This window comes from Streptomyces sp. NPDC102437, assembly GCF_044765565.1.
Lineage (GTDB): Bacteria > Actinomycetota > Actinomycetes > Streptomycetales > Streptomycetaceae > Streptomyces.
The window spans coordinates 13,940-39,204 of record NZ_JBIWKI010000044.1 but is presented as its reverse complement, the minus strand read 5'-3'; the positions used below and the strand labels follow the sequence as shown (position 1 = coordinate 39,204).

Genomic DNA, 25,265 nt, shown 5'->3' with positions numbered 1-25,265 from the left:
CTCTCTCGACGTGTGACGGTCCTTCGATCCTGCCCGACCAGTGAAGCATGCCCCGGAATCGATCAGTTCGCAGGGCTCCGCCAAAGGGGCGGGGCGCGCTTCAGAGGCCGAGCGGCAGCAGCATGACGATGTCGTCGCGGTCGTCCCCGTCGGCCACCCGGATCGCGTCCGGCACCCGCCCGACCTCCTTGTACCCGCACGAGGCGTAGAACCGGTCGACGCCGGTGCCGCCGCGGCAGGTGAGCCGGACGGCCTCGATCCCGTCGATCCCGCGGGCCGCCCGCGCGGCCGCTTCCATCAGGTCGCGCCCGTAGCCCCTGCCCTGGTGGCGCGGGTGGACCATCACCGTGTAGAGCCAGAGCCAGTGGGTCATCAGCCGGTGGGTGTTGAGGGCGAGGAAGGCCGTGGCGGCGACGGCGCCGTGCTCGTCGCGGCCGATCAGCAGGCGGGTGCGCCCCTCGGTCATGGCGGCCAGATGCTTGGCGAGCTCGGGCCGGACGTCGTCATCCGTGACGGGCGGTACGAAGCCGACCGCGCCGCCCGCGTTGGAGACATCGGTCCACAGCCCGGCGATCCCGTCCCGCAGCGTGCCGTCGATCTCGGGATCCAGCTCAAATGTAAGCGCCATAAGCGCAGAGTAGCTATTACCGTTCCGCCGCCTCAAGCCCTGTCCAGCACGCGAGAAAGCCCCGGCCGGGCGTGAGCTCTGGCGGCCGGGGCTCCCGTACTTCTGCACTGCTGGGGACCGGTGGGTCAGACGCGCATCGGCTGCGGCGACTCGCGCCGTCCGGCGTCCGGGCCCGGGTACTCGCGGATGATCTCGTACCGGGTGTTGCGCTCGACGGGACGGAAGCCCGCGTCACGGATCAGGTCCAGCAGATCCTCGCGGCCGAGCTTGTTCGGCGTGCCGTAGTTGTCCGCGTCGTGCGTGATCTTGTACTCGACGACCGAGCCGTCCATGTCGTCCGCGCCGTGCTGGAGCGCGAGCTGGGCGGTCTGCACGCCGTGCATCACCCAGAAGACCTTGACGTGCGGGACGTTGTCGAAGAGCAGCCGCGAGACCGCGAAGGTCTTCAACGCCTCGGCGCCGGTCGCCATCGTCGTGCGCGCCTGGAGCTTGTTGCGGACCTTGCCGTCCTTCATGTCCACGAAGTCGTGCTGGTAGCGCAGCGGGATGAAGACCTGGAAGCCGTTGGTCTCGTCCTGGAGCTCACGCAGCCGCAGCACGTGGTCGACACGGTGCCGGGGCTCCTCGATGTGCCCGTACAGCATGGTCGCCGGGGTCTTGAGCCCCTTCTCGTGCGCCAGGCGGTGGATCCGCGACCAGTCCTCCCAGTGGGTGGCGTGGTCCACGATGTGCTGGCGGACCTCCCAGTCGAAGATCTCCGCGCCGCCGCCGGTCAGCGACTCCAGACCGGCCTCGATCAGCTCGTCCAGGATCTCGGAGGCGGAGAGCCCGGAGATGGTCTCGAAGTGGTGGATCTCGGTGGCGGTGAACGCCTTGAGGGAGACCTGGGGGAGCGCTTCCTTCAGGGCGGAGAGCGAGCGCGGGTAGTAGCGCCACGGCAGGGTGGGGTGCAGGCCGTTGACGATGTGCAGCTCGGTGAGGTTCTCGCCCTCCATCGCCTTCGCGAGGCGGACGGCCTCCTCGATGCGCATCGTGTACGCGTCCTTCTCGCCCGGCTTGCGCTGGAACGAGCAATAGGCGCACGACGCCGTGCACACATTGGTCATGTTGAGGTGCCGGTTGACGTTGAAGTGCACGACGTCGCCGTTCAGCTGCGTCCGCACCTCGTGCGCCAGGCCGCCGAGCCAGGCCAGGTCGTCCGACTCGTAGAGGGCGATGCCGTCCTCCCGGGTCAGCCGCTCTCCTGCGCGGACCTTCTCCTCCAGCTCGCGCTTGAGCCCGACGTCCATGCGGCTGCCTCCCAGTTGTCCACGTGCTGTGCGTAGTGCCGTGCGTTTCCCGGTGACCGTTGATACCGGGCGTAACCCCCGGTCTCCCGGGGGCTCCACCACGTTACGCCTACGACTCCTCGGGAAGTTCCCCGACCCGGTTCTCCCACTTGGTGGAGAGCACGATCGTGGTCCGGGTGCGCGAGACGCCCCGCGTACCGCTGAGCCGGCGGATGGTCTTCTCCAGCCCGTCCACGTCACCGACGCGCACCTTGAGCATGTACGAGTCGTCGCCCGCGATGAACCAGGCGTCCTCGATCTCCGCGAGGTCCTTCAGCCGGCGCGCCACGTCCTCGTGGTCGGCCGCGTCGGAGAGCGAGATGCCGATCAGGGCCGTGACCCCGAGCCCCAGGGACGCGGCGTCGACGGTGGCGCGGTAGCCGGTGATGACACCGGCGCTTTCCAGCCGGTTGATGCGGTCGGTGACGCTGGGCCCGGAGAGCCCGACGAGCCGCCCCAGCTCGGCGTACGAGGCCCTGCCGTTCTCCCTGAGGGCCTGGATGAGCTGCCTGTCCACCGCGTCCATGTGACTGAAACCTTCCATTGTTCAGCAGTATCGCGAGTCTACGTGTAGAATCTAAGGCATGCAGGCTTCATCGCCTGCAAATCTTTCCGAACACCCAAAAAATGCTTTCGAATCTTCAGGAGTGAAACCACCGTGTACACGATCGAGATGGCCTACGCCCGAATGCGCGAGCTGCAGGACCTGGCCAACCGCTCGCGTGCCCACCAGCCCGCCGCCGCGCACCGGGTCGACCGGACCCGTAAGCCGCGCGCCATGAAGAAGCGCTGACCACAGCCTCAGCCACGGGAGTCACGGGAGCCGCCACCGAGCTCTCCCTCCCACCGGCGGTACAGGTCGTGCGGCACCCCCGCCGCGTCCAGTACCCGCCCGGCGACGAAGTCCACCAGATCCTGGATGTGCGTCGCCCCCGCGTAGAACGCCGGAGAGGCGGGCAGCACCACGGCGCCCGCCTCGTCCAGGCTCACCAGATGTTTCAGCGTCTGCCCGTTCAGCGGAGTCTCCCGCACCGTGACGACCAGCTTCCGCCGCTCCTTGAGCGTCACGCTCGCGGCCCGCTGGAGCAGATCCTTCGAGAGCCCGAGCGCCACTCCGGCCACACAGGCCGTCGAGGCCGGGACGATCAGCATCCCCTTCGCCGGGTACGAACCCGAGGACGGTCCCGCCGCGAGATCGCCGGCCGCCCAGTGCCGTACGTTCTCGACGTCCACGTCGAAGGTGTGCGGCTTCCCGTCCGCCCCGCGCGCCAGCCAGCCGCGCAGATCCTCCTGCCAGTGCCCGTCGCGGAACGCGATTCCGGTCTCGTCCAGCAGGGTCAGCCGGGAGGCCCGGCTCACCACCAGATCGACGCTCTCCCCGGCGGCCAGCAGACCGCGCAGCACGGCGGCGGCGAATGGGGTGCCCGAAGCGCCTGAAACCCCGACAATCCAAGGCTGCCGCTGGTGCTGACTCACTGAAGTACCGGAATCCACACACCCGAGCCTATCCGGCGGTGCGAAACCGGAACCGAGTAAGGTGCCCCGGCCGTTCCAGGGACGGGAGCAGGGACTACCAGGGACTACCGGGGGGCACGATGGCCGCGATGCCGGATCGATCCGCACCGGCGTGGAGTGCGGGCGGCCGCGCCGGGGCCGCGGCCAAGGTGATGCTGGGCTGGGTGGCCCTGCTCTGGCTGCTCGAAATCGTCGACGCCGCTACCGGCCGTTCGCTGGACGCCTTCGGGATCGAGCCCCGCCGGGCCGCCGAGCTGGTGGACGTCGTGCCCGCGTCCTTCATCCACTTCGGCTTCGGCCATGTCGCCTCCAACAGCGTGCCGCTGCTGGTCTTCGGCTTCCTCGCCGCGCTCGGCGGCCTCCGCAGGTTCGCCGCCGTGGCCGCGATGATCATCGTGGTCGACGGGCTCGGCGTCTGGCTGGTCTCACCGGCCGGATCCAACACGGCGGGGGCGTCCGGACTGGTCTTCGGCCTCTTCGGCTATCTGCTGGTCCGGGGCTTCGTCGACCGCAGAGTGCTCGACATCGGCGCCGGCCTGGCGATAGGTGCCGTATGGGGCTCGTCGATCCTGGTGGGGATCTCCCCCGCCAACACCTCGGTCAGCTGGCAGGGCCACCTCTTCGGACTGGCGGCGGGCGTGGCGGCGGCGTTCGTCTTCCGCCGCCCCGCGCGCGGTCGGATCCTCTTGCGTCCGGCTCAGCCCTCGCCCTGACCGGCGCTCCCCATCGGGCCGACCTTCACCTGGGAGCCGGAGCCGTCCGTGACCGGCAGCGTGGCGGCGCCCGGCCAGTCGAGGGTGACCGACTTCGTCTCGTCCGGCGGGGTCACCACCAGCCCCGTGATGCGGACGCCGGAGCCGCCCGACTCGTTGACCGGGTAGGTGATGCCGAAGTACACCGACTTCCCGTCCTTGAGGGTCATCGGGGTGGCCTTCTCACCGGTGCGCTCCGCGGACAGCGATCCCGCGCTGGTCTTCAGGTCGACGCCCGCGTACCCGGAGAGCACGCAGTCCCGGCCGCCGCCGTTCTTCAGCTGCACCGCGACGGTCCCGTCGGTGTCGCCGTCGATGGTGCTGTCCGACGCCGTGATCTCCAGCTCGTCGGTGCGGCACTTGCCGACCTTGCCGTTCACATTGGAGCCGGTCCCGGCGGCCGTGCCCTGCCCGCCGGAGCCCTTCCCGGCGGAGTCCTTCGCGCCGTCCTGCTCCGAACCGCCCGAGCCCGAACCGCCGCTCGTGGAGGACGCTCCGGCCGCGGACGACGGGGCGCTCTGCCCCATGTCGTCCTCGCCGTTCTGGCAGGCCGTGAGCGAGAGGCCTGCGGCAACGGCCAGTGCTGCGAAGGTGAGCTTGCGTACGCGCATCATTTCGTCCTCAGGTTCGGTGGTTCGGTGGGAGGTGCCGGTCGCCCGGTACGAGTCCGTACGAGCGAGCGTTCCTGATCACCAAGAGCCACCTGGCCGGGCAACGCGTTCCGCCCGGCCACCCCCTAATACATCCCTAAGACATCCCTGTTACACACGCGGACGGACACGCCCCGACACGCCGCCCGACAGGCACAAAACCGGCTCAGACCGTCAGGCCCCGCACCAGCAGATCCAGCAGCGCGCAGGCGAAGAGCGCGATCCCGATGAACCCGTTGACCGAGAAGAACGCCCGGTTCAGCCGGGACAGATCGTGCGGCCGCACCACCCGGTGCTCGTACACGAACGCGACGGCGACGACCGCCATGCCGATCCAGTAGAACAGCCCGGCCTCGGTGGCCAGCCCGAACCAGACCAGCAGCCCGGTCGTCACCACGTGGCAGACCCGCGCGCCCCACAGCGCGGCCGGGATGCCGAAGCGGGCCGGCACCGAGCGCACCCCGTGCGCCCGGTCCGCCTGGACGTCCTGGCAGCCGAAGATCAGGTCGAAGCCGCCGATCCAGATGCCCACCGCGAGACCGAGGATCACCGCGTCCCACGACCAGCTGCCGGTCACCGCCAGCCAGGCGCCGATCGGCCCTATGGCCTGCGCGATGCCGAGGATGGCGTGGGGGTAGTGGGTGAACCGCTTCCCGTACGGATAGACCACCATCGGCACGACGGCGACCGGTGCGAGCGCCAGACAGAGCGGGTTCAGCAGCGCGGCCGCACCGAGGAAGAGTACGACGGCGAAGAGCGCCCCCGTCCACGCGGACTTCACCGAGACCGCCCCGGTGACCAGCTCCCGGCTCGCGGTGCGCGGGTTACGGGCGTCGATCTCCCGGTCGATGATCCGGTTGCAGGCCATCGCGAAGGTCCGCAGCCCCACCATCGCGACGGTGACGAGCAGCAGCGTGACCCAGTCGATGGACCCGTCCGCCTGGAACATCGCGGTCAGGGCGGCGATGTACGCGAACGGCAGCGCGAAGACCGAGTGCTCGATCATCACGAGCCGCAGGAACGCCTTGACCTTGCTGTTCGGCTGTACGGGCTCTGAGCCCAGTGCTGCTTCGGCGGCGCTCACAGTCCGTATTCCTTCCACCGGCGGTCGACCTTCGCCGCCGTCTGAGGATCGGACTCGACCATGTCCGGCCAGCCCCCGTCCCGGGTGTAGCCCTCCTCGGGCCACTTCTTCGTCGCGTCGATGCCCGCCTTGCCGCCCCAGAACTGCTGGTAGGAGGCGTGGTCGAGATGGTCGACCGGCCCCTCGGTGACGGTCAGGTCCCGCGCGTAGTCCGTGTTGCCGAGCGCCCGCCAGGCCACCTCGTGCAGATCATGGACGTCGCAGTCGGAGTCCACGACCACGATCAGCTTGGTCAGCGACATCATGTGCGCGCCCCAGACGGCGCTCATCACCTTCTGGGCGTGCTTCGGGTACTTCTTGTCGATCGAGACGATCGCACAGTTGTGGAAGCCGCCCGCCTCGGGCAGGTGGTAGTCCACGATGTCCGGCACGATGACCTTGAGGAGCGGCAGGAAGAACCGCTCGGTGGCCCGCCCCAGCGGCCCGTCCTCGGTCGGCGGGCGGCCGACCACGATCGACTGGAGCAGCGGACGCTTCCGCATGGTCACGCAGTCGATGGTCAGCGCGGGGAACGGTTCCTGCGGCGTGTAGAAGCCGGTGTGGTCGCCGAACGGTCCCTCGGGAAGCATCTCCCCGGGCTCCAGCCACCCCTCGATGACGACCTCGGCCTGCGCCGGGACCTGGAGCGGCACGGTCTTGCAGTCGACCATCTCGATCCGCTTGCCCTGGATGAACCCGGCGAAGAGGTACTCGTCGATGTCCCCAGGCAGCGGCGCGGTGGAGGCGTACGTCACCGCGGGCGGTGCGCCGAACGCGATGGCGACCGGCAGCCGCTCGCCCCGCTTGGCGGCGACCTGGTAGTGGTTGCGGCTGTCCTTGTGGATCTGCCAGTGCATCCCGATGGTGCGCTTGTCGTGCCGCTGGAGCCGGTACAGCCCCAGGTTCCGTACGCCGGTCTCCGGGTGCTTGGTGTGGGTGAGACCCAGGTTGAAGAAGGAGCCGCCGTCCTCGGGCCAGGTGAAGAGCGCGGGCAGTCGGTCCAGGTCCACGTCGTCGCCGGTGAGGACGACCTCCTGCACCGGGGCGCTCTCCTGCTTCACCTTCTTCGGCGGCACGTGCACCATCGAGCCGAGCTTGCCGAAGGCCTCCCGCACCCCGACGAAGCCGTGCGGCAGCTCCGGCTTGAGGAGCCCGCCGATCTTGTCGCTGATGTCGGCGTACGACTTCAGGCCGAGCGCCTTGAGCAGCCGCTTGTCGGTCCCGAAGACGTTCATGGCCAGGGGCATCGAGGACCCCTTGACGTTCTCGAAGAGCAGCGCGGGGCCGCCCGCCTTGTTCACCCGGTCGACGATCTCGCCGACCTCCAGGTAGGGGTCGACCTCAACCTTGATGCGCTTGAGCTCGCCCTCGCGCTCCAGGGCCCGGAGGAGGGAACGAAGATCGTCGTAAGCCATGCGGTCCAGTTTGTCATCACCGTCGTCGATCACCCGGAGGACCCCACCCCGGCCGGTCCGCGACCCGGTCGCCGCCGCGTCCTGCGGCCGGTTCACCCGGCTCGCCGTGATATGTCACAGCCACCGGTTACCCTGGGCCCGAACCGGGGCGGGACAAGCCCCGCCAACTCTCCGCAGGGGGACCTTTCCATCATGTTCCGGGCCCTGATCTATCTCCTGCCTCTGGCGCTGACGATCTACGCGTTCATCGACTGCCTGAACACCCCCGAGGACGAGGCCAAGCACCTGCCGAAGATCGCCTGGGTCTTCATCATCCTGCTGTTCTGGATCGTCGGCCCGATCGTGTGGCTCGCCGCGGGCAAGATGCGCCACGCGCCCGCCGGGGGCCGTACGCCCTCCGAATGGCACCGCAACCACCGCTCGCAGTGGGTGGCTCCGGACGACAATCCGGAGTTCCTGAAGGCGCTGAAGGACGAGAACAAGAAGGACGAGTCGCTCCTCAAGGACTGGGAGGCGGACCTGCGCCGCCGCGAGGAGGAGCTGAAGCGCCGTGAGAACGGCGAGAGCCCCAGCGCCTCCGGCGAGTAGCTCCCACGACCGTGAAGGACGCGGACATGCTCGCCACCGCCCTCGCCGAGGCCCGCACGGGTCTTGCCGAGGGCGGCGTTCCTGTTGGCGCCGCCCTGTACGGAGCGGACGGCGCCCTGCTCGGCCGTGGTCACAACCGCCGTGTCCAGGACGGCGATCCGTCCCTGCACGCGGAGACCGCGGCGTTCCGCGCGGCCGGACGGCAGCGCTCGTACCGCGGCACGACGATGGTGACGACGCTCTCCCCGTGCTGGTACTGCAGCGGCCTCGTGCGGCAGTTCGGGATCTCGCGGGTGGTGATCGGGGAGGCGCGGACGTTCAGCGGCGGGCACGACTGGCTGGCCCTGCACGGGGTGGAGATCGTGCTGCTCGACGACGCCGAATGCGTCGCGCTCATGCGGGAGTTCGTACGCGAGCACCCCGGGCTCTGGAACGAGGACATCGGCGCCGGCTGATCCGCCGCCGTGCGGCCGGTAATCGTTCGAAATTCCTCTCTCCCCTCCAACACCTGGGCGATACCCTTGTGTTGACGGTGTGACAGATCGGATCGGTCGTCGACGCTGGGGGCGCTGTGGAGAGAGAGCTGTACGGGCGCGAGGCGATTTTCGGCAACGACGGACTTGCGGCGCGCCTGACCGGACTCACTCCGCACAACTCCGCCCGGGTCGGCTACGAGCACCGCGACGATCTCCCGGTCGCCGTGCTGACCGGCGGGCGCGGCATGGGCAAGACGGCCGTCCTCAAGCAGTTGCGCCATCTGTACCGGGAGATCACCCCGGTCGCCCTGGTCGACTGCGAGGCCGTCGTGGCCCCCGAGGACGCCGGCCCCGGCTGGACCCCGGTCACCGGAGCGCTGCCGGAGCTCGCCACCCAGCTGACGGCGAAGGTGCGCGCCGCCCGTCCGGTGCAGTTCCCCCGGCTGAGCCTCGGGCTGGTGGCGGTGGCCTCCATCTCCTGGACCCGCGAGGACGAGACCCGGGCGCGGCGGGATCTCCAGTCGCTCGGACCGATGCTGGCGACCGTGGACGGCCGCGGGGAGGCGGCGACCGGCTGGGTCACCAAGGTGCTGACGAAGCTGGCCGCCAGCGCCTTCGACTCGGTGGCCCCGATGGCCGGAATGGTCGCGGAGGCCACGGTCGAAACCGTCCTGGAGGTGTCGTTCAGCCGCCTCCAGCGGCGCTCGGCCGACTGGTACGGGAGCTATCCGCACGCGGGCGGCAACGGCCGGGCCGGGCTGCGGCAGCTGGCGGTCGACTTCGAGCGCGGCGGCGATCTGCGCCGCCGGGCCGAGGACCATCTGGTGCTCGCGCTCGCCGCCGACCTGGTCGCCGCGTACGGGGGCCTGGCCTGGGGCGCCCGCCGGGGCCGCCCGGTGCTGCTCGTCGACAACGCGCACACCCCGCTGGGCCGGCAGCTGGTGGAGCCGCTGCTGCGGCAGCGGGCCGCCGGGGTGCTCGACCGGATCGCGGTGTTCGCCTCGTCCCGGGTCCGGGACCACGAGGGGCTGAGCCATGCGGTGCGGCGGCGGCTGCCGGAGGTGGCGCACGGCTCGCACTGGTCCAGGGGCACGGGGGTGACGGCCGGGATCCTGGCCGTGGAGCTGACCCCGCTCACCCCGGAGCAGGTGCGCTCGGCGTTCGACCGGCACGACCGGGCGAGCCGTATCCCGGCCGGGCTGGCCCGTGGTGTGCACCGGCTGACGGGCGGGCGTCCGCTGGCGGTCGAGCTGCTGGCGCTGGCGGCGGGCGAGGCGCCGGAGCCCGCCTCGCTGGTACCGGGGTCGCTGCTGGACCGCACGGTGGAGGTGCGCGAGGACCGGGCGCCCGCCCAGGTCGCCGAGGAACTGCTGGCGCGGCTGCTGCCCGGCCCCGGGCAGCGGCTGGACTTCCTCGCCGTGCTGGCCGCCGCGCACGGCGAGGAGTCTGCGCGGCTGCTCGCGGAGAGCCGTCTGGGCCGGGGGTCGCCGGACGGGGACGTGGCGCTGCGGATGCGCGACGCGCTGCGGGCGGACGACTGGCCGGTCGGGCCCGGCCACTTCGTCGCCGATCCGCTGCTGCGCGCCCTGCTGCTGCACCGCCTGCGGTTCCGGGACGACGACCATCCCTCGTACGCGGTGTGGCAGGCGGTGCACGTCTCGCTGCGCGGGGCGTACGGGCCCGGCGGCCGCCGCCCCAGCGTCCCGCACCTGCTGCACCAGAAACTGGTGCTGGGCGACGCGGAGGCGTGCGTGGGGCATCTGCGGCTGCGGTTCGACGGGCCGGACGTGACCCAGTGGCTCGAATCGCTGCGCTTCATCGCCTCGGCACCGTATCCCCGCGTCCGGGGACACACCGGCCCCGATCCGCGGCGCGCGGTCGCGCTCGGCCGGGCCGACAACGCGGCGCCGAGGGGGCTCGAACCGGCGGTCGCGGAGCTCCATGTACTGCTGCGCCGGCTGCTGCACGGCATCTGGCTGCTGTCCGACCCACTGGCCCTGCCGGACGAAGAGGTGATCGACAAGATGGCGCACGAACTGCGGCAACTGTCCGGCCGGCATCCGACGGGCAACAGCGTGCTGTGGGACGCGGCGACGCACTGGCCGCGGGACATCAGGGCCTGGCGTCCGCTGTCCATGCCTCCCGGAGAGCCGGACGCGGACGGCGGCGGGCAGCGGCGACAGCGGGGGAACGGCGGCCCGGATGCGTAATCCACTGCGCTACCGCCTCTGGTACACGACACGGCAGAAGGTCGTCACCTCGGTGCTGGCCGGCGCCCTGGTGATCACGTCCGGCTGGTACGGCATCGGCCGGCTGACCGCCCCCGAGGACCGTTCCTGCGCGAAGGGGGTCGAACGGCCGCAGGGCAGCGACGAGTGCGTCGGCGTCTCCGGCGACGGTTACGACTTCGGGCGCTCGAAGCTGACCGAGGTCGCCTCGGCCATCGCCCGGGAGAACGCCACCCTCAAGTCCGGCCGGTACGCGACGATCGCGCTGCTGCTGCCGCTGACGTCGACAAACGCGGCGATGCAGACGAAGATGCAGCGGGAGCTGCAGGGCGCGTTCGCCGCGCAGTACCGGGCCAACCGCCTCTCCAACGAGCAGGTGCCGAAGATCCGTCTGGTGCTCGCCAACACCGGGAAGAACAACCTGCTGTGGCGGCCGGCGGTGGACCGGCTGAAGACGATGACCGGGGCCCCGGACAACCTGCGGGCCGTCTCGGGCGTCGCCACCAGCAGTACGCAGATCAAGTCGGCGGTCAGGGAGCTGACCGCCGCGCGCATCGCGGTCGTCGGCACCACGATCACCGCCGACGACATCGCCAACGGCCCGAAAGGAGACCCGTTCCCCGGCCTGGCACGGGTCTCACCGACCAACCGGGACGAGGCGCGCGCCCTGGCCCACTTCGGGCAGGTCAGGGCGGACAGGGCGCTGCTGGTGCAGGACACCCGTACCGGGGACCACTACACGGACACCCTGCGGGCGGCCTTCACCGAGCTGGTGAAGGGCACCCGGTACCAGCCGGAGCTGTTCACCTCGCGCGGCGACCCCAACGACGAGGGCACCACGGCCAACACCTTCCAGCAGATCACCCACCTGATCTGCGACACGGACGCGGAGACGGTGTTCTTCGCGGGGCGCCACGTCCAGCTGCGGCAGTTCATCAACGCGCTCGGGGCCCGCGGCTGCCAGAGTCGCGCGATCACGGTCCTGACCGGCGACGAGGGCTCGTACCTCGGCAGCGACAAGAAGCTCGACCGGAGCGCACTGCGCCGGAAGGTGACCGTCCGCTACGCCTCGCTGGCGCACCCGGACACCTGGGTGGCCGGGCGGAAGGGCGCGAGCGCGACGGGCGGTTCCCCGGCGGACTACCGGGCCTTCCTGGACCTGCTGGCCACGGTGTCGAAGGAGCCGGCCGGTCCGATCGGCCCGACGGACCACCGGGCGCTGACCGACGGCCAGGTCATCGTCGCGCACGACGCGATGACCCTGGCGGTGCACGCCGTCCGGCAGGCGACCCCGAAGGACGCACGGCTGCCGCTCCTCGCGGACGTGGGCGAGCAGTGGCCGCGGGTGAAGAGCTCGCTGAAGGTGTCGGGGGCCGGTGGCTGGATCTGCCTGGACAACCACGGCAACCCGTACAACAAGGCGGTTCCGGTGGTGGAGCTGGCGCCCGAGGACGCCCGTCAGCGGTTCGTGGCGATCGCCTGGCCGGAGGGCGGGCCACCGGACCCGAAGTGCCTGCCGCCGTCCTCGGCGCCGTGACCGGTCACCGCTCGGCCGCCACGTACTCCTCACGCAGCCCGGCCCACCGGAGCGGGGTCCACTTCGACCAGTCGGCGGGGTACCCGTCCAGCGCGTCCACGAGGTAGCCGAAATGGTCGTGCCAGCCGGCCAGACAGTCCAGGCGCAGTTCGTCGTCGCCCCGGAACTCGTTGGTGAACCGCAGCAGCACATGGTCGCCGCGCGGTGGCTCCAGGTGGAAGCGGATGCGGCCGTGGAGCCCTTCGAGGGTGTACTCGGCGACCCGCTCGACGTCCCAGGCGGTGACGGTGCCGGAGGCGACCGTGGCCTGCCCGTCCTGGCCGGTGTTGAGCCAGCGAAGCGTGATCGCCCCGCCGATGCGCGGCTCGAAGGGGTCGGCGGCGGCGAGCCAGCCGACCAGCCCCCCGGAACTGGCAACGGCTGCCCACACCCGCGGAACGGGGTGGGGCAGCCGTAGCGTGAACCTCAGAGTGTGCAGGTCACCGTGGGTCTCGCTGGTTCCGGGCTCGATGACCTCGGTCGCGTCGGTCATGGTTCCAGCGTGGCCCTCGGGCGCGGGATCCGCACCCGTACGGGGAACGGGTCAGACGCCGGCGTAGGAGTGCTTGCCGGTGACGAAGATGTTCACGCCGTAGTAGTTGAAGAGCCAGCAGCCGAAGGCGATCAGCGCCAGGTAGGCGGCTTTGCGGCCCTTCCAGCCGGCGGTGGCGCGGGCGTGCAGGTAGCAGGCGTACGCGACCCAGGTGATGAAGGACCAGACCTCCTTGGGGTCCCAGCCCCAGTAGCGGCCCCAGGCGTCGCCCGCCCAGATGGCGCCCGCGATGATCGTGAACGTCCACAGCGGGAAGACGGCGGCGTTGATGCGGTACGAGAACTTGTCGAGCGTCGCGGCGGCGGGCAGCCGGGAGAGCACGGACTGTGCGAACGAGCCGGGCTGCACGCCCTTGGCGAGCTTGTTCTCGTAACTGTCGCGGAAAAGGTACATCAGGGTGCCGGCCGCGCCGATGTAGAAGACGGCGCCGCACAGGATGGCGGTGGAGACGTGGATCCACAGCCAGTACGAGTGGAGCGCGGGCACCAGCTGGTCGCTGTCGGTGTAGAGCCACGTGGTCGCGATGCCGAGGTCCAGCAGGACGGTGGTGACCAGGAGCAGCCCCATCCAGCGGACGTTCTTCTTCAGCGCGAGGAGGACCAGGTACGCGCCGACCGCCACCGTGGAGAAGGTGATGGAGAACTCGTACATGTTGCCCCAGGGGGCACGCTGCACGGACAGCGCGCGGGCGACGACCCCGCCGGCCTCGACGAGGAAGGCGAGCGCGGTCATGGAGACCGCCATCCGCCCGTAGAGGTCGCCCTTGAACGTGCCGCCGGCCGCGCCGGGCCCGTCCGGTACGTCACGGGTTCCGGCCGCCGCGCGCGTGATGATCTTCGGGCGGTCCAGCACGGCGGTGCCGCCGCCCTGCTGCGCGACCTGCACCTTCACCGAGCCTGCGGCGTCGGCGCCCTCGGCCCCGGCCCCGGTCAGCGCGGCGGCGGTGCGGCCGACCTTGCTGCGGCTGCCGAACACCCATTCAGCGATGTAGGCGAAGAAGGCCAGGGTGTAGACGGCCATCGACGAATAGATCAGCACATTGCTGGTGTGCGCCAGGTTCTCGTTGGTTGCGGCGGCGAGATTCACTTCTCAGCCCCTTCGGCAGGTTCTTCGGAGGATTCTTCGACGGAGTCGGATCCGGAATCGGGTTCGGGTTCGGGGGATGAATCGGACTCGGTGCCGGACTCGATTCCGGGCTCGGCGTCCGGCTTGGGGGGTGCCGATTCGATGAGCGTGCCCGCGAGGTCGGCCAGCTCCTCGGGAAGCTTCGCGGACTCGCTGCGGCCGAGACCCGCCATTTCGACGACCGTGACGCCGTCGGCGCCGCGTACCGCCCGCACCCAGACCCGGCGCCGCTGGATGAACAGCGAGCCCGCGAGTCCGGCGATGGCGGCGACGGCCCCGGCGAGCGCCCAGCCGCTGGCCGGCTGCTCCGTGATCTGGAAGCTGGCCCACTCCTGGACGCCCTCGAAGGTGATGGAGCCCGCGCCGTCGGGGAGCTTCATCGTCTCGCCGACCAGCAGCCGCTGCTTGAGCTGCTTGCCGTCGGCGTCCTTGAACTCCGTCATCTTGGACTTGTCCAGCTGGTACACGTTCTGCGCCAGCCCGGAGTCGGGGCCGAGGTAGCCGTGGAAGCCGTTGAGTGCCAGTACGGGCATGTCGGCGGCCGGGAACTGCGAGAACATCGTGCCCTTGCCGTTGCCCGCGAAGGTCGGCACGAAGAACGCCTGGAAGCCCAGCTGGGTCTTCTTGCCGTTCTTGTCGCGGTAGCCGTCGAAGACCTTGATCGCACCGGACGAGGTGACGTTGTTGTCGATGGGCAGCAGCGGCACCGCGCTCCGGTAGACCTCCTTGCCCTTGCCGTCCTTGACGGAGACGATCGGCGCGTAGCCGTGCGCGTTGAGGTAGACCTTGGTGCCGTCGATGACGAGGGGCTCGTTGACCCTGATGACGGCCTTCTGCGACTTGCCGTACGCGCCCTTCTCGTACGTCACACGGGCCTCGTAGGTCCTGGGCGTACCTCGCTGGGGGCCGCTGCGCTCGTACGTGCCGACGAAGTTGTCGAGCTTGAAGCTGAACGGGGCGAACGAGTCGGTGTCGAAGAGCGAACCGGACTTGAAGTCGTCGTACTGGGTGAGCGTGTTGGAGAAGCCGTCGCCCTCGACGACCAGCTTGCCGCCCTCGGACTTGTAGAGCTGTCCGACGGCGAACGCCACCAGCATCACGATCAGGGCGATGTGGAAGACCAGGTTCCCGGCCTCGCGCAGATAGCCCTTCTCGGCGGCGACCGCGTCGCCCACGGTGTGCGCGCGGTAGCGCCGCTTGCGCATCATCGCGAGCGCGGCCTCGCGGACCTGCTCGGGCTCTGCCCCGGTGCGCCAGGTGGTGTACGCGGGCAGCCTGGTCAGGCGCTTGGGGGCGCCCGGCGGGCGGCTGCGCAGCTGGCCCACGAACTGGCCGGTGCGCGGCACGATGCAGCCGATGAGCGAGATGAACAGCAGGATGTAGATCGCGGAGAACCACACCGAGCTGTAGACGTCGAAGAACTGGAGCTTCTCGTAGATCGGCGAGACGGTGGTGTGGGCCTTCTTGAAGGTCTCCACCTTCAGCTCGTCCACACTGTTCTGCGGGATCAGCGAGCCGGGGATGGCGCCGAGCGACAGCAGGAAGAGCAGGATCAGCGCGACCCGCATCGAGGTGAGCTGCCGCCAGAACCAGCGGGCCCAGCCGATGACGCCCATGGCCGGCAGTCCGGCCGAGCTCTCCTCGCTCGGGGCGGTGGAGAGCTGGGAACCGGCCGCGCCCAGTTCGCGGGCGTTCTCCCCGTCCCACTCGTCCGGGCGCTCGCGCTCCGGAGCGGGGGGGGTGGACTTGGTGTTGCTCATGGAACTCAGATCCCCACCGTGAAGCCGTTGGACCAGACCTGCAATTGCTGCATCATCGTGCCCCACACACCGGTCAGCAGGAGGAGACCGGTCACGATCATCATGCCGCCGCCGATGCGCATGACCCATGCGTAGTGCCGTTTGACCCAGCCGAACGCGCCGAGCGCCTTGCGGAAGGCGACGGCGGCGAGCACGAAGGGGACGCCGAGGCCGAGGCAGTACGCGACGGTCAGTATCGCCCCGCGTCCGGCGGTGCCCTGCTCCACCGCGAGGATGCTCACCGAGCTGAGCGTGGGGCCCAGGCACGGTGTCCAGCCGATCCCGAAGAGGGCGCCTAGCACGGGTGCGCCCACCAGCCCGGTCACCGGCCTCTTGTGGATACGGAACTCACGCTGCGTCATCCAGGGCATCAGGCCCATGAAGAAGATCCCCATCAGGATCATCAGCACGCCGAGGACCTTGGTGAGCACCTCGCTGTGCGCCTGAAGGGTCTGGCCGAAGAAGCCGAAGAGCGCGCCGCCGGAGACGAACACCGCGGTGAAGCCGAGCACGAAGAGCGAGGCCCCCGCGACCATCCGCCCGCGCCGGGCCTGCGCCAGGTCCGTGCCACTGACCCCGGTGACGTAACTGAGGTAGCCGGGCACGAGCGGCAGGACGCACGGCGAGAAGAACGAGACCAGCCCGGCGAGCACGGCCAGGGGCAGGGCGACCAGCAGGGCCCCGCTCATCACGGTCTCGTTCTGGCCGGCGACGGCGAGGGCGATCACCTGGTCACTTCTCCGCGATCAGCGGGTCGATCATCTTGTGCAGCTGCTCGGAGTCGAGCGCGGCCAGCGAGCGGGCGGCGATCTTCCCGTCCCGGTCCAGCACCACGGTCGACGGAATGGCCTGCGGGTTCAGCGTGCCCTTGGGGAAGCGGAGCATGAGCTTGCCGGTCGGGTCGAAGAGGCTCGGGTACGGGACTCCGTAGTCCTTCTCGAAACTCACCGCGGGGCCCTTCTGGGGGTCCCGGGTGTTGATCCCGACGAACTGGACGTCCTTGTCCTTCATCTCCCTCGCGACCCGGGAGAAGTACTGCGCCTCAAGCCGGCAGGGACCGCACCACGAGCCCCACATGTTCAGCACGACGACCTTGCCCTTGTAGTCGGCGACGTCGAGCTGCTTGCCGTCGAGGGTCTCGCCGTCCAGCTTCGGGGCGGCCTTGCGGTCGCCCTTGTCCACGGTGGAAATGCCGCCACTGCCCGTGACGAAGTTCGTGTTGCCACCGCCGCCGGCCTTGTTGCCGTCCCCGCCGCACGCGGTCAGCGTGAGGGCGAGGGCGGCGACCGCAGCGGGGGCGGCGAGCAGGGTGAAGCGGCGTCGAGGTGCGCGGCCATAGCTCATGTGAAAAGTTTCGCATGGCGGTTCCGGCGATCTCGGGCACCCCCCTCGGTGCCCGTAAAGCCCGTTGTCAGGCTTGTTTAAAGAAGGCGTTCCAGCCGCCTTCGGGCGACTGTCCGACCTCCAGTGTGCGGAGCTTGTCGAGTACTGCCGGGGTCTGGACGTCGAGCCAGTCGACGAACTGCCGGAAGGAGACGAGGCGCACATCCGGCTTCCCCGCGACTTTCTTCAGCACTTCCTCGACGGCGTCCATGTATATGCCGCCGTTCCACTCCTCGAAGTGGTTTCCGATGTAGAAGGGTGCGCGATTCGAGGAGTACGCGCGGTTGAAACCGGCGAGGTACGACTGGGTGGCCTGCTTGCGCCATTCGGGATACCGCGAGGGCATGCCCTTGGTCGAATTCAGCGACTGGTTGGCGAGGATGTTGTAGTCCATCGAGAGGACCTCGAAGGTGTGCCCCGGGAACGGCATGGCCTGGAGCGGCAGGTCCCAGACGCCGTCCCGCCGCTTGGGCCAGACCTGGGTGCCGCCGGGCGAGCTGGCGTCGTAGCGCCAGCCGAGCTTGCGCGCCGTCGGCAGCAGATTCTCCTGGCCGAGCAGACAGGGGGCGCGGCCGCCGACCAGTTCCTTGCGGTAGTCGAAAGGCAGCGGGTCGAGGTCGGTCCAGCCGGTGTTCGTGCGCCATTCGGTGACGAACGAGACCGCTTGATCGATTTCGTTCCGCCACTGCTCGGACGACCAGTTCGCGACCGATCCGGAGCCGCTGCAGAAATGCCCGTTGAAGTGGGTGCCTATCTCGTGCCCGTCGAGCCAGGCCTGCCGGACGTTCTTCAGCGTCTCCTTGATGTGGGCATCGGTGAGATAACCGATGTCGGAGGCGCCGACGGGGTTGTTGGGCGGCCGGTACATGGACTTCTTCGACTCGGGCAGCAGATAGAGCCCCGACAGGAAGAAGGTCATCGCCGCGTCATGATCCTTGGCGAGTTCCAGAAAGCGCGGGAAGAGTCCGTTGCCGACCTCGCCCGCGCCGTCCCAGGAGAAGATCACGAACTGCGGCGGGGTCTCGCCGGGTTCGAGCGGCACCGGCTTGGCGGGCTGGTGCGGCTGCTTTCCGGTGTCGGCGGTGGAACCGTCCCCGATCTCGCGCACGTCCTTCTTCGCGGGCCCGGTTCCACGAGTGTTCCCGTCGGACCCCTTCTCCCCCGTGGTTCCCGACCGACTCGTGCCGGAAGAGCCGGAAGAGCCGAAGGTGCCGCAGCCCGCAACCCCGACGGCGGCGGCGGCTCCAAGCCCGGCTCCGAGCAGACCCCTTCGGCTGATGTCGCGCATGATTACCCCATCTGCGGTCGTTTTGCCTTAAGTCCATACAAACTGGCGATGGGTTAGATGGCGAAATCAGCCAAGGGGTTCCGCTGATTAACACACAATTCTTTGCGTGACCAGGCCCCAGCCATGACCGAACACATGACCTAGCAGGCGGGACGGGGCGAGGCAGGACGAGACAGGGCGGGAGCAGCGCTCGACCGCCATCGTGGTCCGCGAACGAATCGCCGGACGGGCGAAAATCAAGCCCGTCCGGCGATCGAGGACAAAACATCGGCCAGGAACAAACCGGCACCCGGCGACCGGGCCCGGGACCCCCGCATCCCGCGCCGCCCCCGCCGGCCCATGGGCCGGCTACGCGCCGAACGCCTTCGACTTCCCCTTCACCGGCTTCGCCCCGGCCAGAAGATGCGCCGGCACCAGGTCCCGCGCCGGCTCCGAGTACCCGACCGACACGATCTTGTCGCCCTGGTACGTGAAGCTGGTCAGCGAGGCGAGGGTGCACTGCCGCTTGCGCGGGTCGTGCCACAGCCGCCGCCGCTCGACGAAGCTGCGCACGATCCAGATCGGCAGCTGGTGGCTGACGCACACCGCCTCGTGGCCACGGGCGGCGTCGCGCGCCGCGTCCAGTGCGCCCATCATCCGTACGACCTGCTCGATGTACGGCTCGCCCCACGACGGGCGGAACGGGTTCGTCAGGTGCTTCCAGTTGTCCGGCTTGCGCAGCGCGCCGTCGCCGACGCCGAAGGTCTTGCCCTCGAAGACGTTGGCCGCCTCGATGAGCCGCCCGTCGGTGGCCAGGTCCAGGCCGTGCGTCTTGGCGATCGGGGTGGCCGTCTCCTGGGCGCGCTCCAGCGGCGAGGCGACGACATGGGTGATGTCACGGCCGGCCAGGTGCTCGGCGACCCGGTCGGCCATCTGCCGGCCGAGCTCGGAGAGGTGGTAGCCGGGGCGGCGCCCGTAGAGCACGCCCTCCGGGTTGTGCACCTCGCCGTGCCGCATCAGATGGACGACGGTGATGTCCTTGCCGTTCTTGCCCTTGCGGGCTCCGGCTTCCTGCTCACCGCTTCCGTTCTCGCTCATGCGATGGCCTCCGAGGCGGCGCGGGCGGCGGCGGGCAGGGCGGCGGCGATGCGCTCGACGGCCTGCGTGTCGTGGGCGGTGGAGACGAACCAGGACTCGAAGGCCGACGGCGGCAGGTAGACGCCCTGCGACAGCAGCGAGTGGAAGAAGGCCGTGAAGCGGAAAGCTTCCTGCTGCTTGGCGTCCTCGTAGTTCCGCACCGGGCGGTCGGTGAAGAAGACGGAGAACATGTTGCTCGCCGCCTGCACGGTGTGCGCCACGCCCTCCTTGGCCAGCGCCTCGCTGACCAGGCCGCGGATCTCCGCGGAGACCGCGTCCACCTTGGCGTACGCCGCGTCGTCGAGCAGCCGCAGCTGGGCGAGACCGGCGGCGGTGGCGATCGGGTTCCCGGAAAGGGTGCCCGCCTGGTAGACGGGACCGGCCGGGGCGAGGTGGGCCATCACGTCCGCACGCCCGCCGAAGGCCGCGGCCGGGAAGCCGCCGCCCATGACCTTGCCGAAGGTCATCAGGTCGGGCCGCACCCCGTCGACGCCGAACCAGCCGGCCTTCGACGTACGGAACCCGGTCATGACCTCGTCGGAGATGTAGAGCGCACCGTTCGCGGCGCACAGCTCCTTGAGCCCGGCGTTGAAACCGTCCAGCGGGGGCACGACACCCATGTTGCCCGGCGATGCCTCGGTGATCACACAGGCGATCTCGCCGGGGTGCGCGGCGAACGCCTCGCGGACGGCCTCCAGGTCGTTGTACGGCAGCACGATCGTGTCGCCGGCCTGCGCACCGGTGACCCCCGGGGTGTCCGGGAGGCCGAAGGTCGCGACCCCGGAACCGGCGGCGGCGAGCAGCGCGTCGACGTGGCCGTGGTAGCAGCCGGCGAACTTCACCACCTTGGCCCGGCCGGTGAATCCGCGGGCGAGGCGGATCGCGGACATGGTCGCCTCGGTGCCGGACGACACCAGCCGCACCTGCTCCACGGGCTCGACCCGGGCCACGATCTCCTCGGCGAGCGCGACCTCGCCCTCACCGGGCGTACCGAACGAGGTGCCGCGGGCGACGGCCTCCTGGACTGCGGCGATGACCTCCGGGTGGGAGTGGCCGAGGATCATCGGCCCCCACGAGCACACGAGGTCGACGTACTCACGGCCGTCGGCGTCGGTGAGGTACGGGCCGCTGCCGGACACCATGAAGCGGGGCGTACCGCCCACGGCCCGGAAGGCACGTACGGGAGAGTTCACGCCGCCGGGCGTCACGAGGGACGCGCGGTCGAAAAGCGTCTGCGAAACTGGGGCGTCATAGGGAAAGCTCACACAAGCCATGGTGTCAGAGCCACGGACGGTCTTGCGGACAGGTGTTTCACCGCACGCCCGTGGGGGAGGTCACTGACACGATGATCGGGTTGCGCGGCGGGGGCTGTGTCTCCTAAGTAGTAGTCGGGTGGATGAGATATGCATCGCGGTGGCGGAGTGGGCGAAGGGACCGACGGCCTGGGGCCCGAGCCTGCCCGGCGGGGTCGGCACCGGCGTGATGCGGAGCGCGAGCAAGGCATACGGGCCGGTGGGGCGCAGCATGGTGAAGCCGGAAGCAGGAGTGGTGGCCGGGTGGGGGTGACCTACAAGTACTTCGGTGCCCCCGACGGGGCCACCGCGGCACGCGTGCCGATTTCGATGCGCCCCGAGGAGCTCGGCGGTGACGAGCTGGGCATGGGCGGCATGTTCACCAAGATCAAGCCGGAGACGGTGGCGGCGATGGTTCTCACCGGAATTCAGGGCGTACCCCTGCACAGGGTCCCGCCGCTCGAACTGGTGGTGCTGCACCCCGACTACGCGGTGGTCAAGCTTCCGATGACGGTCGTCGACCCGCTGCGCGGCGTCGGCGAGGAGTCGGTGGGTGCCGCGGCGTTCATCTGGTCCACGGTCCCGGACCGCGGCGGCCCGCGCGACGCGTTCAACGTCTATCAACTCCTGCACGAGTGGCAGGACTTCTCGCACCGGCTGCACGACGCGGGGCATCAGGCGTACTGCCTGGTCTGGCCCTGACCCGGGGTCGGGGCCATGCCGTACGGGGCGCCCAGCGGCAAGGCGGCGACCCCGGGGAGTGAGGAAGCGCAGCCCCTCTGGAACAGCACTGCGCGCGGCTGCGTGGGGGCGTCCTGCCCACCCCGCGGCCGCGCGCGGATGAATCAGAGCTGAAACAGCAAGGTCAGGCAGCCACGGAAGCGGCCGAGCGCACCTTGCCGATCACGTCGGTGAGGGCGGTGACGACCTCGGCGTCGTCGGCCGGGTGGGTCTCCGCGAAGCGCGTCACGGAGCCGGGGATGGACAGCTGGACGTCCTCCAGGACCGTGGCACCCGCGATGCCGGCGGACTTGCGGGCGTCGTCCTGCGCCCAGACGCCGCCGTACTGACCGAAGGCGGTGCCGACCACGGCGACCGGCTTGCCGGAGATGGCGCCGGTGCCGAACGGGCGGGACAGCCAGTCGATGGCGTTCTTCAGGACGGCCGGCATGGTGCCGTTGTACTCGGGCGAGAAGAGCAGGAACGCGTCGGCGTTCGCCGCCGTCTCACGCAGCCGGGCGGCAGCGGCGGGGACGCTTCCCTCGACGTCGATGTCCTCGTTGTAGAAGGGCACCTCGGCCAGGCCCTCGAACAGCTCGATCTCGGCGCCCTCAGGGGCGTGCTTGGCGGCGGCTTCGGCGAGCTGGCGGTTGTGCGAACCGGCGCGGAGGCTGCCGACGAGCGCGAGGATGCGTACGGACATGGGTAACTCCCGGGAGGCGGAGAGGCAGGTACATCGAATACGTCGAATGAGCCGTATCAAGCGGACCGTGGTCCGTTTAAAGTTGTACCACCTAAGCGGACCGCGGTCCACTTGTCGCTTCCGGGCGTTACGCTGAGGACATGACCGGCTCCGCCACTCCTCCGACGCCGAGGCTGCCCGAACCGGGAGAAGTGCGGACGCATCTCCCGCTCGCCCCGATCGACGAACCCCCGCAGCTGCGGGCGGACGCAGCACGCAACCGCACGCTCCTGCTGGACGCCGCTTCCCGGCTCCTGACCGGATGCGGGGCGGCGGACCTGACCATGGAGTCGGTGGCCGCCGCGGCGGGGGTGGGCAAGGGAACCGTCTTCCGGCGCTTCGGCGACCGGGCCGGGCTCCTGCTCGCGCTCCTGGACCACCGGGAGAAGCAGCTCCAGGCCGCCTTCCTCTCCGGCCCGCCGCCACTGGGCCCGGACGCCCCCGCAGCGGAGCGGCTGCACGCCTTCGGGCCCGCCGTCCTTCGCCACGAACGCGACAACCACCCGCTGATCCTGGCCAGCCGGACCGACCCGCTGCGCAACTACACCGTCCCGGCGCTCCGTCTGCGTCTCAACCACCTCGCGATGCTGCTGCGGCAGGCGAAGGTGCCCGGCGATCCGGAGCTGCTCGCGCACACGCTGCTGGCCTCCATCGACGCCGCCCTCGTCCACCACCTCACCATCGAGCGCGGCATGCCGGTGGAGCGCCTGGAGGAGGCCTGGCACCACCTGGTCACCCGCCTGGGGGCAGGCGTCTGAGGACGCCTCGGGGCGACCGTCCGCGGCCACTCCGGGGCAAATGCCCGGTCCCGGGCTCCTCGACCACGGTCCCCGCCCGGCGAGGCCCCGGAAACCCGGACCGTCTCCCGTACCGTCCCGGCGGCACTTGATACATGCTGGAAAGACATCGACAGTTCCCGATCCGCGGGGGGTCAGATGTCCGCCCAGACGCTCACCGACACGGTGGTGACCGACCTCGTCGCCGACGCCACCGCCGCACCATCCATGCACAACGCCCAGCCCTGGCTCTTCCGGTACTCACGCGGCGACCGCACTCTCGCCCTCCGGGCCGACTTCGAACGCGCGCTGCCGGCGGCCGACCCCTCCGCCCGCGCCCTGCACGTGGGCTGCGGCGCGGCCCTGCTGAACCTGCGGGTGTCCGCCGCCCACCACGGCCTGGCCGCGGCCACCACGTTGCTGCCCGCACCGTCGGATCCGGCGTTCCTGGCAGCCGTACGGCTCGACGCCGCCCTAGGCAGCCGCCCCGGCACCCCGAGCGATCGGGCCGACGAAGCGCTCCGTGCCCTCCACCCCGCGATCGCGGAGCGGCACACCAGCCGCTACCCGTTCGACGAGCAGCCGATCCCCGACGACGTCCGCGCACGCCTCGTGGGCGCGGCCCGTGCCGAGGGCGCGGACCTCGCGTTCCTCGTCCCGCCCCATCTGGAGACCGTGCTCGACCTGATCCGGGACGCCGAGGGATACGACCGGGGCGACCCGGCGCGAGAGGCCGAGCAGGAGCACTGGGCCCGGTTCACCAAGACCGACGCACCGGACGACGGCATCCCCGACTACGCCTTCGGCCCGCGCGACGCCTCCGGGCGGGCGATCAACCGCGACTTCACCGGCACCCGCGCCCCCGACGGCCGGGCCCGCGTCCTGTTCGAGCGGCGACCGCAGCTGGCCCTGCTGAGCACCGAGAACGACCGCCCGGCGGACTGGCTCCGCGCCGGTCAGGCGCTGGAGCGCGTCCTGCTCGCCGCCACGCTCGACGCGGTGTCCACCTCGTTCGCGACCCAGCCCATCGAATGGCCGGACCTGCGCTGGGTCCTGCGCGACCCGCTCCACGGCACCGGACACCCCCAGATGATCATCCGCCTGGGTTACGGGCCCACCGGGCCGCGGACACCGCGCCGCCGCCCGGACCGGGTACTGACGATCGAGCCGTAGGGACGGTCGACGCACCGTGGAGGCGATCGGACCGACGCGGAAGCGGGAAAGGCGGTGGGAGCGATGAGGCTCCCGGTGGTCGTCGGGGTGGACGGCTCGGAGGGCAGCCTGCGCGCCCTGGACTGGGCCGCGGCGGAAGCGGCTCGCACCCGGCTCCCCCTGCGCCTCGTACACGCGTCGCTGTGGGAGCACTACGAGGGCCTGCGGCCCCCCGCCGACCCCCAGGTCCCCGGCGAACAGCTCCTCGCCGAACATCTGGTCGCCTCGGCCCGGGACCGGGTGCGGGATCTCAGTCCCGAGGTGAGCGTGGTGGCCGACGTGCAGCCCGAGGACCCGGTGGCCACCCTCGTACGGGAGAGCCACGAGGCCTCACTCGTCGTCCTGGGCTCCCGTGGCCGGGGCCGTATCGCCGGAATGCTCCTGGGGTCCGTGGGACTGGCGCTGGCCGGCCGGTCGCACTGCCCGGTCGTGGTGATTCCGGCGCGGCAGCCCGGCACACCGGCGACACCCGGGAGCGTCGTCGTCGGCATCAGCGACGCCACCGGTCCGTCGGCCGCCGCCGTCTTCGCCCTGGCCCAGGCCGCGTCGCGACACGGCGAGCTCACCGCCGTACGCGCCTGGCGCCGCCCCGCGCACGCGCTCCTGAGCCACCCGCCGCTCCCCGGCTCCTCCTCATCCGCCTACCGCCACCAGGCCGAGGAACACCTCGAAGACGTCCTGAAGGCCCTGGAAACCCTGGAGGCGCGGAAGAAGCAGGACAGCCAGGAGGCCCATGCCGACGGCTCCGGAGCCGTCGTCATCCACCGGTCGGTGGCGCAGGGACCGGCGCACCAGGTACTGATCGAAGCCGCCGAGACCGCGGAGCTCCTGGTCGTCGGCGCCCGGCGGGCCGGCGGATGGCACGGACTCCAACTGGGCCCGGTCAACCACGCGGTGCTGCACTACTCGCCCTGCCCCGTCGCCATCGTCCCGGACACATACCAGGACTGAGGGCGCCGACCGGGCACCCGACGGCCGGC

The 25,265-nt window shown here is 70.4% G+C and carries 27 protein-coding genes; 11 read left to right on the top strand and 16 right to left on the bottom strand.

Annotation, left to right across the window (positions count from 1 at the left end; all coding sequences use genetic code 11):
• Positions 1-100 precede the first annotated feature (100 nt).
• The 3 genes from ACIRJP_RS35010 to ACIRJP_RS35000 all read right to left on the bottom strand — a co-directional run bounded on the left by ACIRJP_RS35010 (position 101) and on the right by ACIRJP_RS35000 (position 2,482).
• Complete coding sequence (locus ACIRJP_RS35010; protein WP_404183287.1) at positions 101-628, bottom strand: GNAT family N-acetyltransferase; 528 nt, start codon at positions 626-628, stop codon at positions 101-103.
• A gap of 125 nt (positions 629-753) precedes the next feature.
• On the bottom strand, positions 754-1,917 hold the full coding sequence (gene mqnE / locus ACIRJP_RS35005) for an aminofutalosine synthase MqnE (protein WP_356082823.1): 1,164 nt from the start codon (positions 1,915-1,917) through the stop codon (positions 754-756).
• Positions 1,918-2,026: 109 nt separating this feature from the next.
• Complete coding sequence (locus ACIRJP_RS35000) at positions 2,027-2,482, bottom strand: Lrp/AsnC family transcriptional regulator (RefSeq protein WP_266732066.1); 456 nt, start codon at positions 2,480-2,482, stop codon at positions 2,027-2,029.
• A 132-nt stretch (positions 2,483-2,614) separates the two neighbouring features.
• Between ACIRJP_RS35000 and ACIRJP_RS34995 the strand changes: the two genes are divergently transcribed.
• Positions 2,615-2,749, top strand: a complete 135-nt coding sequence (locus ACIRJP_RS34995; protein WP_256260259.1) for a hypothetical protein — start codon at positions 2,615-2,617, stop codon at positions 2,747-2,749.
• A gap of 8 nt (positions 2,750-2,757) precedes the next feature.
• On the opposite strand, the gene ACIRJP_RS34990 is transcribed toward ACIRJP_RS34995, so the two are convergent.
• Positions 2,758-3,432 carry a UbiX family flavin prenyltransferase gene (locus ACIRJP_RS34990; protein ID WP_404183282.1) on the bottom strand — a complete coding sequence of 225 codons (675 nt, stop codon included), beginning with the start codon at positions 3,430-3,432 and terminating at the stop codon, positions 2,758-2,760.
• Positions 3,433-3,560: 128 nt separating this feature from the next.
• Here ACIRJP_RS34990 and ACIRJP_RS34985 point away from each other — a divergent pair, with 128 nt between their 5' ends.
• A complete protein-coding gene (locus ACIRJP_RS34985) occupies positions 3,561-4,184 on the top strand; it encodes a rhomboid family intramembrane serine protease (protein WP_404183279.1) in 624 nt (207 codons plus the stop codon).
• Here ACIRJP_RS34985 and ACIRJP_RS34980 read toward each other — a convergent pair.
• From ACIRJP_RS34980 to ACIRJP_RS34970, 3 genes are all read right to left on the bottom strand, one after another.
• Positions 4,169-4,834 (bottom strand): DUF4232 domain-containing protein, encoded by a 666-nt coding sequence (locus tag ACIRJP_RS34980; RefSeq protein WP_404183276.1) that lies wholly within the window; start codon positions 4,832-4,834, stop codon positions 4,169-4,171. The two genes, ACIRJP_RS34985 and ACIRJP_RS34980, sit on opposite strands and share 16 nt — an antisense overlap.
• A 205-nt stretch (positions 4,835-5,039) precedes the next feature.
• Positions 5,040-5,957, bottom strand: a complete 918-nt coding sequence (gene mqnP, locus ACIRJP_RS34975; protein WP_404183273.1) for a menaquinone biosynthesis prenyltransferase MqnP — start codon at positions 5,955-5,957, stop codon at positions 5,040-5,042.
• Positions 5,954-7,411, bottom strand: coding sequence for a menaquinone biosynthesis decarboxylase (locus ACIRJP_RS34970; protein WP_404183270.1), 1,458 nt, complete (start codon positions 7,409-7,411; stop codon positions 5,954-5,956). The genes mqnP and ACIRJP_RS34970 overlap by 4 nt, the downstream gene beginning before the upstream one ends.
• A gap of 192 nt (positions 7,412-7,603) precedes the next feature.
• On the opposite strand from ACIRJP_RS34970, the gene ACIRJP_RS34965 reads away from it, so the two are divergent.
• The 4 genes from ACIRJP_RS34965 (at position 7,604) to ACIRJP_RS34950 (ending at position 12,240) form a co-directional block, all read left to right on the top strand.
• Positions 7,604-7,999: a PLD nuclease N-terminal domain-containing protein gene (locus tag ACIRJP_RS34965; protein WP_266732058.1), complete on the top strand. Its 396-nt coding sequence runs from the start codon at positions 7,604-7,606 to the stop codon at positions 7,997-7,999.
• A 26-nt stretch (positions 8,000-8,025) separates the two neighbouring features.
• Complete coding sequence (locus ACIRJP_RS34960) at positions 8,026-8,454, top strand: nucleoside deaminase (protein WP_404183267.1); 429 nt, start codon at positions 8,026-8,028, stop codon at positions 8,452-8,454.
• 116 nt (positions 8,455-8,570) lie between these two features.
• On the top strand, positions 8,571-10,685 hold the full coding sequence (locus ACIRJP_RS34955) for a hypothetical protein (protein ID WP_404183264.1): 2,115 nt from the start codon (positions 8,571-8,573) through the stop codon (positions 10,683-10,685).
• The gene (locus ACIRJP_RS34950) at positions 10,678-12,240 is read left to right on the top strand and encodes a hypothetical protein (RefSeq protein ID WP_404183261.1); all 1,563 of its coding nucleotides are present in this window, start codon (positions 10,678-10,680) and stop codon (positions 12,238-12,240) included. The genes ACIRJP_RS34955 and ACIRJP_RS34950 overlap by 8 nt, the downstream gene beginning before the upstream one ends.
• 4 nt (positions 12,241-12,244) lie before the next feature.
• Here ACIRJP_RS34950 and ACIRJP_RS34945 read toward each other — a convergent pair whose 3' ends face one another.
• The 8 genes from ACIRJP_RS34945 to hemL all read right to left on the bottom strand — a co-directional run bounded on the left by ACIRJP_RS34945 (position 12,245) and on the right by hemL (position 20,817).
• Positions 12,245-12,772, bottom strand: coding sequence for a hypothetical protein (locus ACIRJP_RS34945; protein WP_404183258.1), 528 nt, complete (start codon positions 12,770-12,772; stop codon positions 12,245-12,247).
• Positions 12,773-12,823: 51 nt separating this feature from the next.
• Complete coding sequence (gene ccsB, locus ACIRJP_RS34940; RefSeq protein ID WP_404183255.1) at positions 12,824-13,918, bottom strand: c-type cytochrome biogenesis protein CcsB; 1,095 nt, start codon at positions 13,916-13,918, stop codon at positions 12,824-12,826.
• The gene (locus ACIRJP_RS34935) at positions 13,915-15,717 is read right to left on the bottom strand and encodes a cytochrome c biogenesis protein ResB (RefSeq protein WP_404183252.1); all 1,803 of its coding nucleotides are present in this window, start codon (positions 15,715-15,717) and stop codon (positions 13,915-13,917) included. Before ACIRJP_RS34935 ends, ccsB begins: the two co-directional genes overlap by 4 nt.
• 5 nt (positions 15,718-15,722) lie before the next feature.
• A complete protein-coding gene (locus ACIRJP_RS34930) occupies positions 15,723-16,445 on the bottom strand; it encodes a cytochrome c biogenesis CcdA family protein (RefSeq protein ID WP_383719423.1) in 723 nt (240 codons plus the stop codon).
• A 43-nt stretch (positions 16,446-16,488) separates the two neighbouring features.
• Entirely contained in the window at positions 16,489-17,100 is a 612-nt protein-coding gene (locus tag ACIRJP_RS34925; protein WP_388663120.1) for a TlpA family protein disulfide reductase, read from the bottom strand.
• 67 nt (positions 17,101-17,167) lie between these two features.
• Positions 17,168-18,427, bottom strand: coding sequence for a hypothetical protein (locus tag ACIRJP_RS34920; protein WP_404183249.1), 1,260 nt, complete (start codon positions 18,425-18,427; stop codon positions 17,168-17,170).
• 348 nt (positions 18,428-18,775) lie between these two features.
• Positions 18,776-19,504, bottom strand: a complete 729-nt coding sequence (locus tag ACIRJP_RS34915; RefSeq protein WP_404183246.1) for a histidine phosphatase family protein — start codon at positions 19,502-19,504, stop codon at positions 18,776-18,778.
• Positions 19,501-20,817 carry a glutamate-1-semialdehyde 2,1-aminomutase gene (gene hemL, locus ACIRJP_RS34910; protein ID WP_404183243.1) on the bottom strand — a complete coding sequence of 439 codons (1,317 nt, stop codon included), beginning with the start codon at positions 20,815-20,817 and terminating at the stop codon, positions 19,501-19,503. Before hemL ends, ACIRJP_RS34915 begins: the two co-directional genes overlap by 4 nt.
• A gap of 118 nt (positions 20,818-20,935) precedes the next feature.
• On the opposite strand from hemL, the gene ACIRJP_RS34905 reads away from it, so the two are divergent.
• Together ACIRJP_RS34905 and ACIRJP_RS34900 are read left to right on the top strand one after the other, a co-directional pair.
• Positions 20,936-21,109: a hypothetical protein gene (locus ACIRJP_RS34905; protein WP_404183240.1), complete on the top strand. Its 174-nt coding sequence runs from the start codon at positions 20,936-20,938 to the stop codon at positions 21,107-21,109.
• Entirely contained in the window at positions 21,100-21,537 is a 438-nt protein-coding gene (locus tag ACIRJP_RS34900) for a hypothetical protein (RefSeq protein WP_404183237.1), read from the top strand. Before ACIRJP_RS34905 ends, ACIRJP_RS34900 begins: the two co-directional genes overlap by 10 nt.
• Positions 21,538-21,700: 163 nt before the next feature.
• Here the strand turns inward: ACIRJP_RS34900 and ACIRJP_RS34895 are convergent, their stop codons facing one another.
• The gene (locus tag ACIRJP_RS34895; protein ID WP_404183234.1) at positions 21,701-22,258 is read right to left on the bottom strand and encodes an NAD(P)H-dependent oxidoreductase; all 558 of its coding nucleotides are present in this window, start codon (positions 22,256-22,258) and stop codon (positions 21,701-21,703) included.
• 140 nt (positions 22,259-22,398) lie between these two features.
• On the opposite strand from ACIRJP_RS34895, the gene ACIRJP_RS34890 reads away from it, so the two are divergent.
• From ACIRJP_RS34890 to ACIRJP_RS34880, 3 genes are all read left to right on the top strand, one after another.
• Positions 22,399-23,055, top strand: coding sequence for a TetR/AcrR family transcriptional regulator (locus ACIRJP_RS34890; protein ID WP_404183231.1), 657 nt, complete (start codon positions 22,399-22,401; stop codon positions 23,053-23,055).
• A 177-nt stretch (positions 23,056-23,232) separates the two neighbouring features.
• Positions 23,233-24,246, top strand: a complete 1,014-nt coding sequence (locus ACIRJP_RS34885; protein ID WP_404183228.1) for an Acg family FMN-binding oxidoreductase — start codon at positions 23,233-23,235, stop codon at positions 24,244-24,246.
• 63 nt (positions 24,247-24,309) lie between these two features.
• A complete protein-coding gene (locus ACIRJP_RS34880) occupies positions 24,310-25,236 on the top strand; it encodes a universal stress protein (RefSeq protein WP_404183225.1) in 927 nt (308 codons plus the stop codon).
• Positions 25,237-25,265 lie beyond the last annotated feature (29 nt).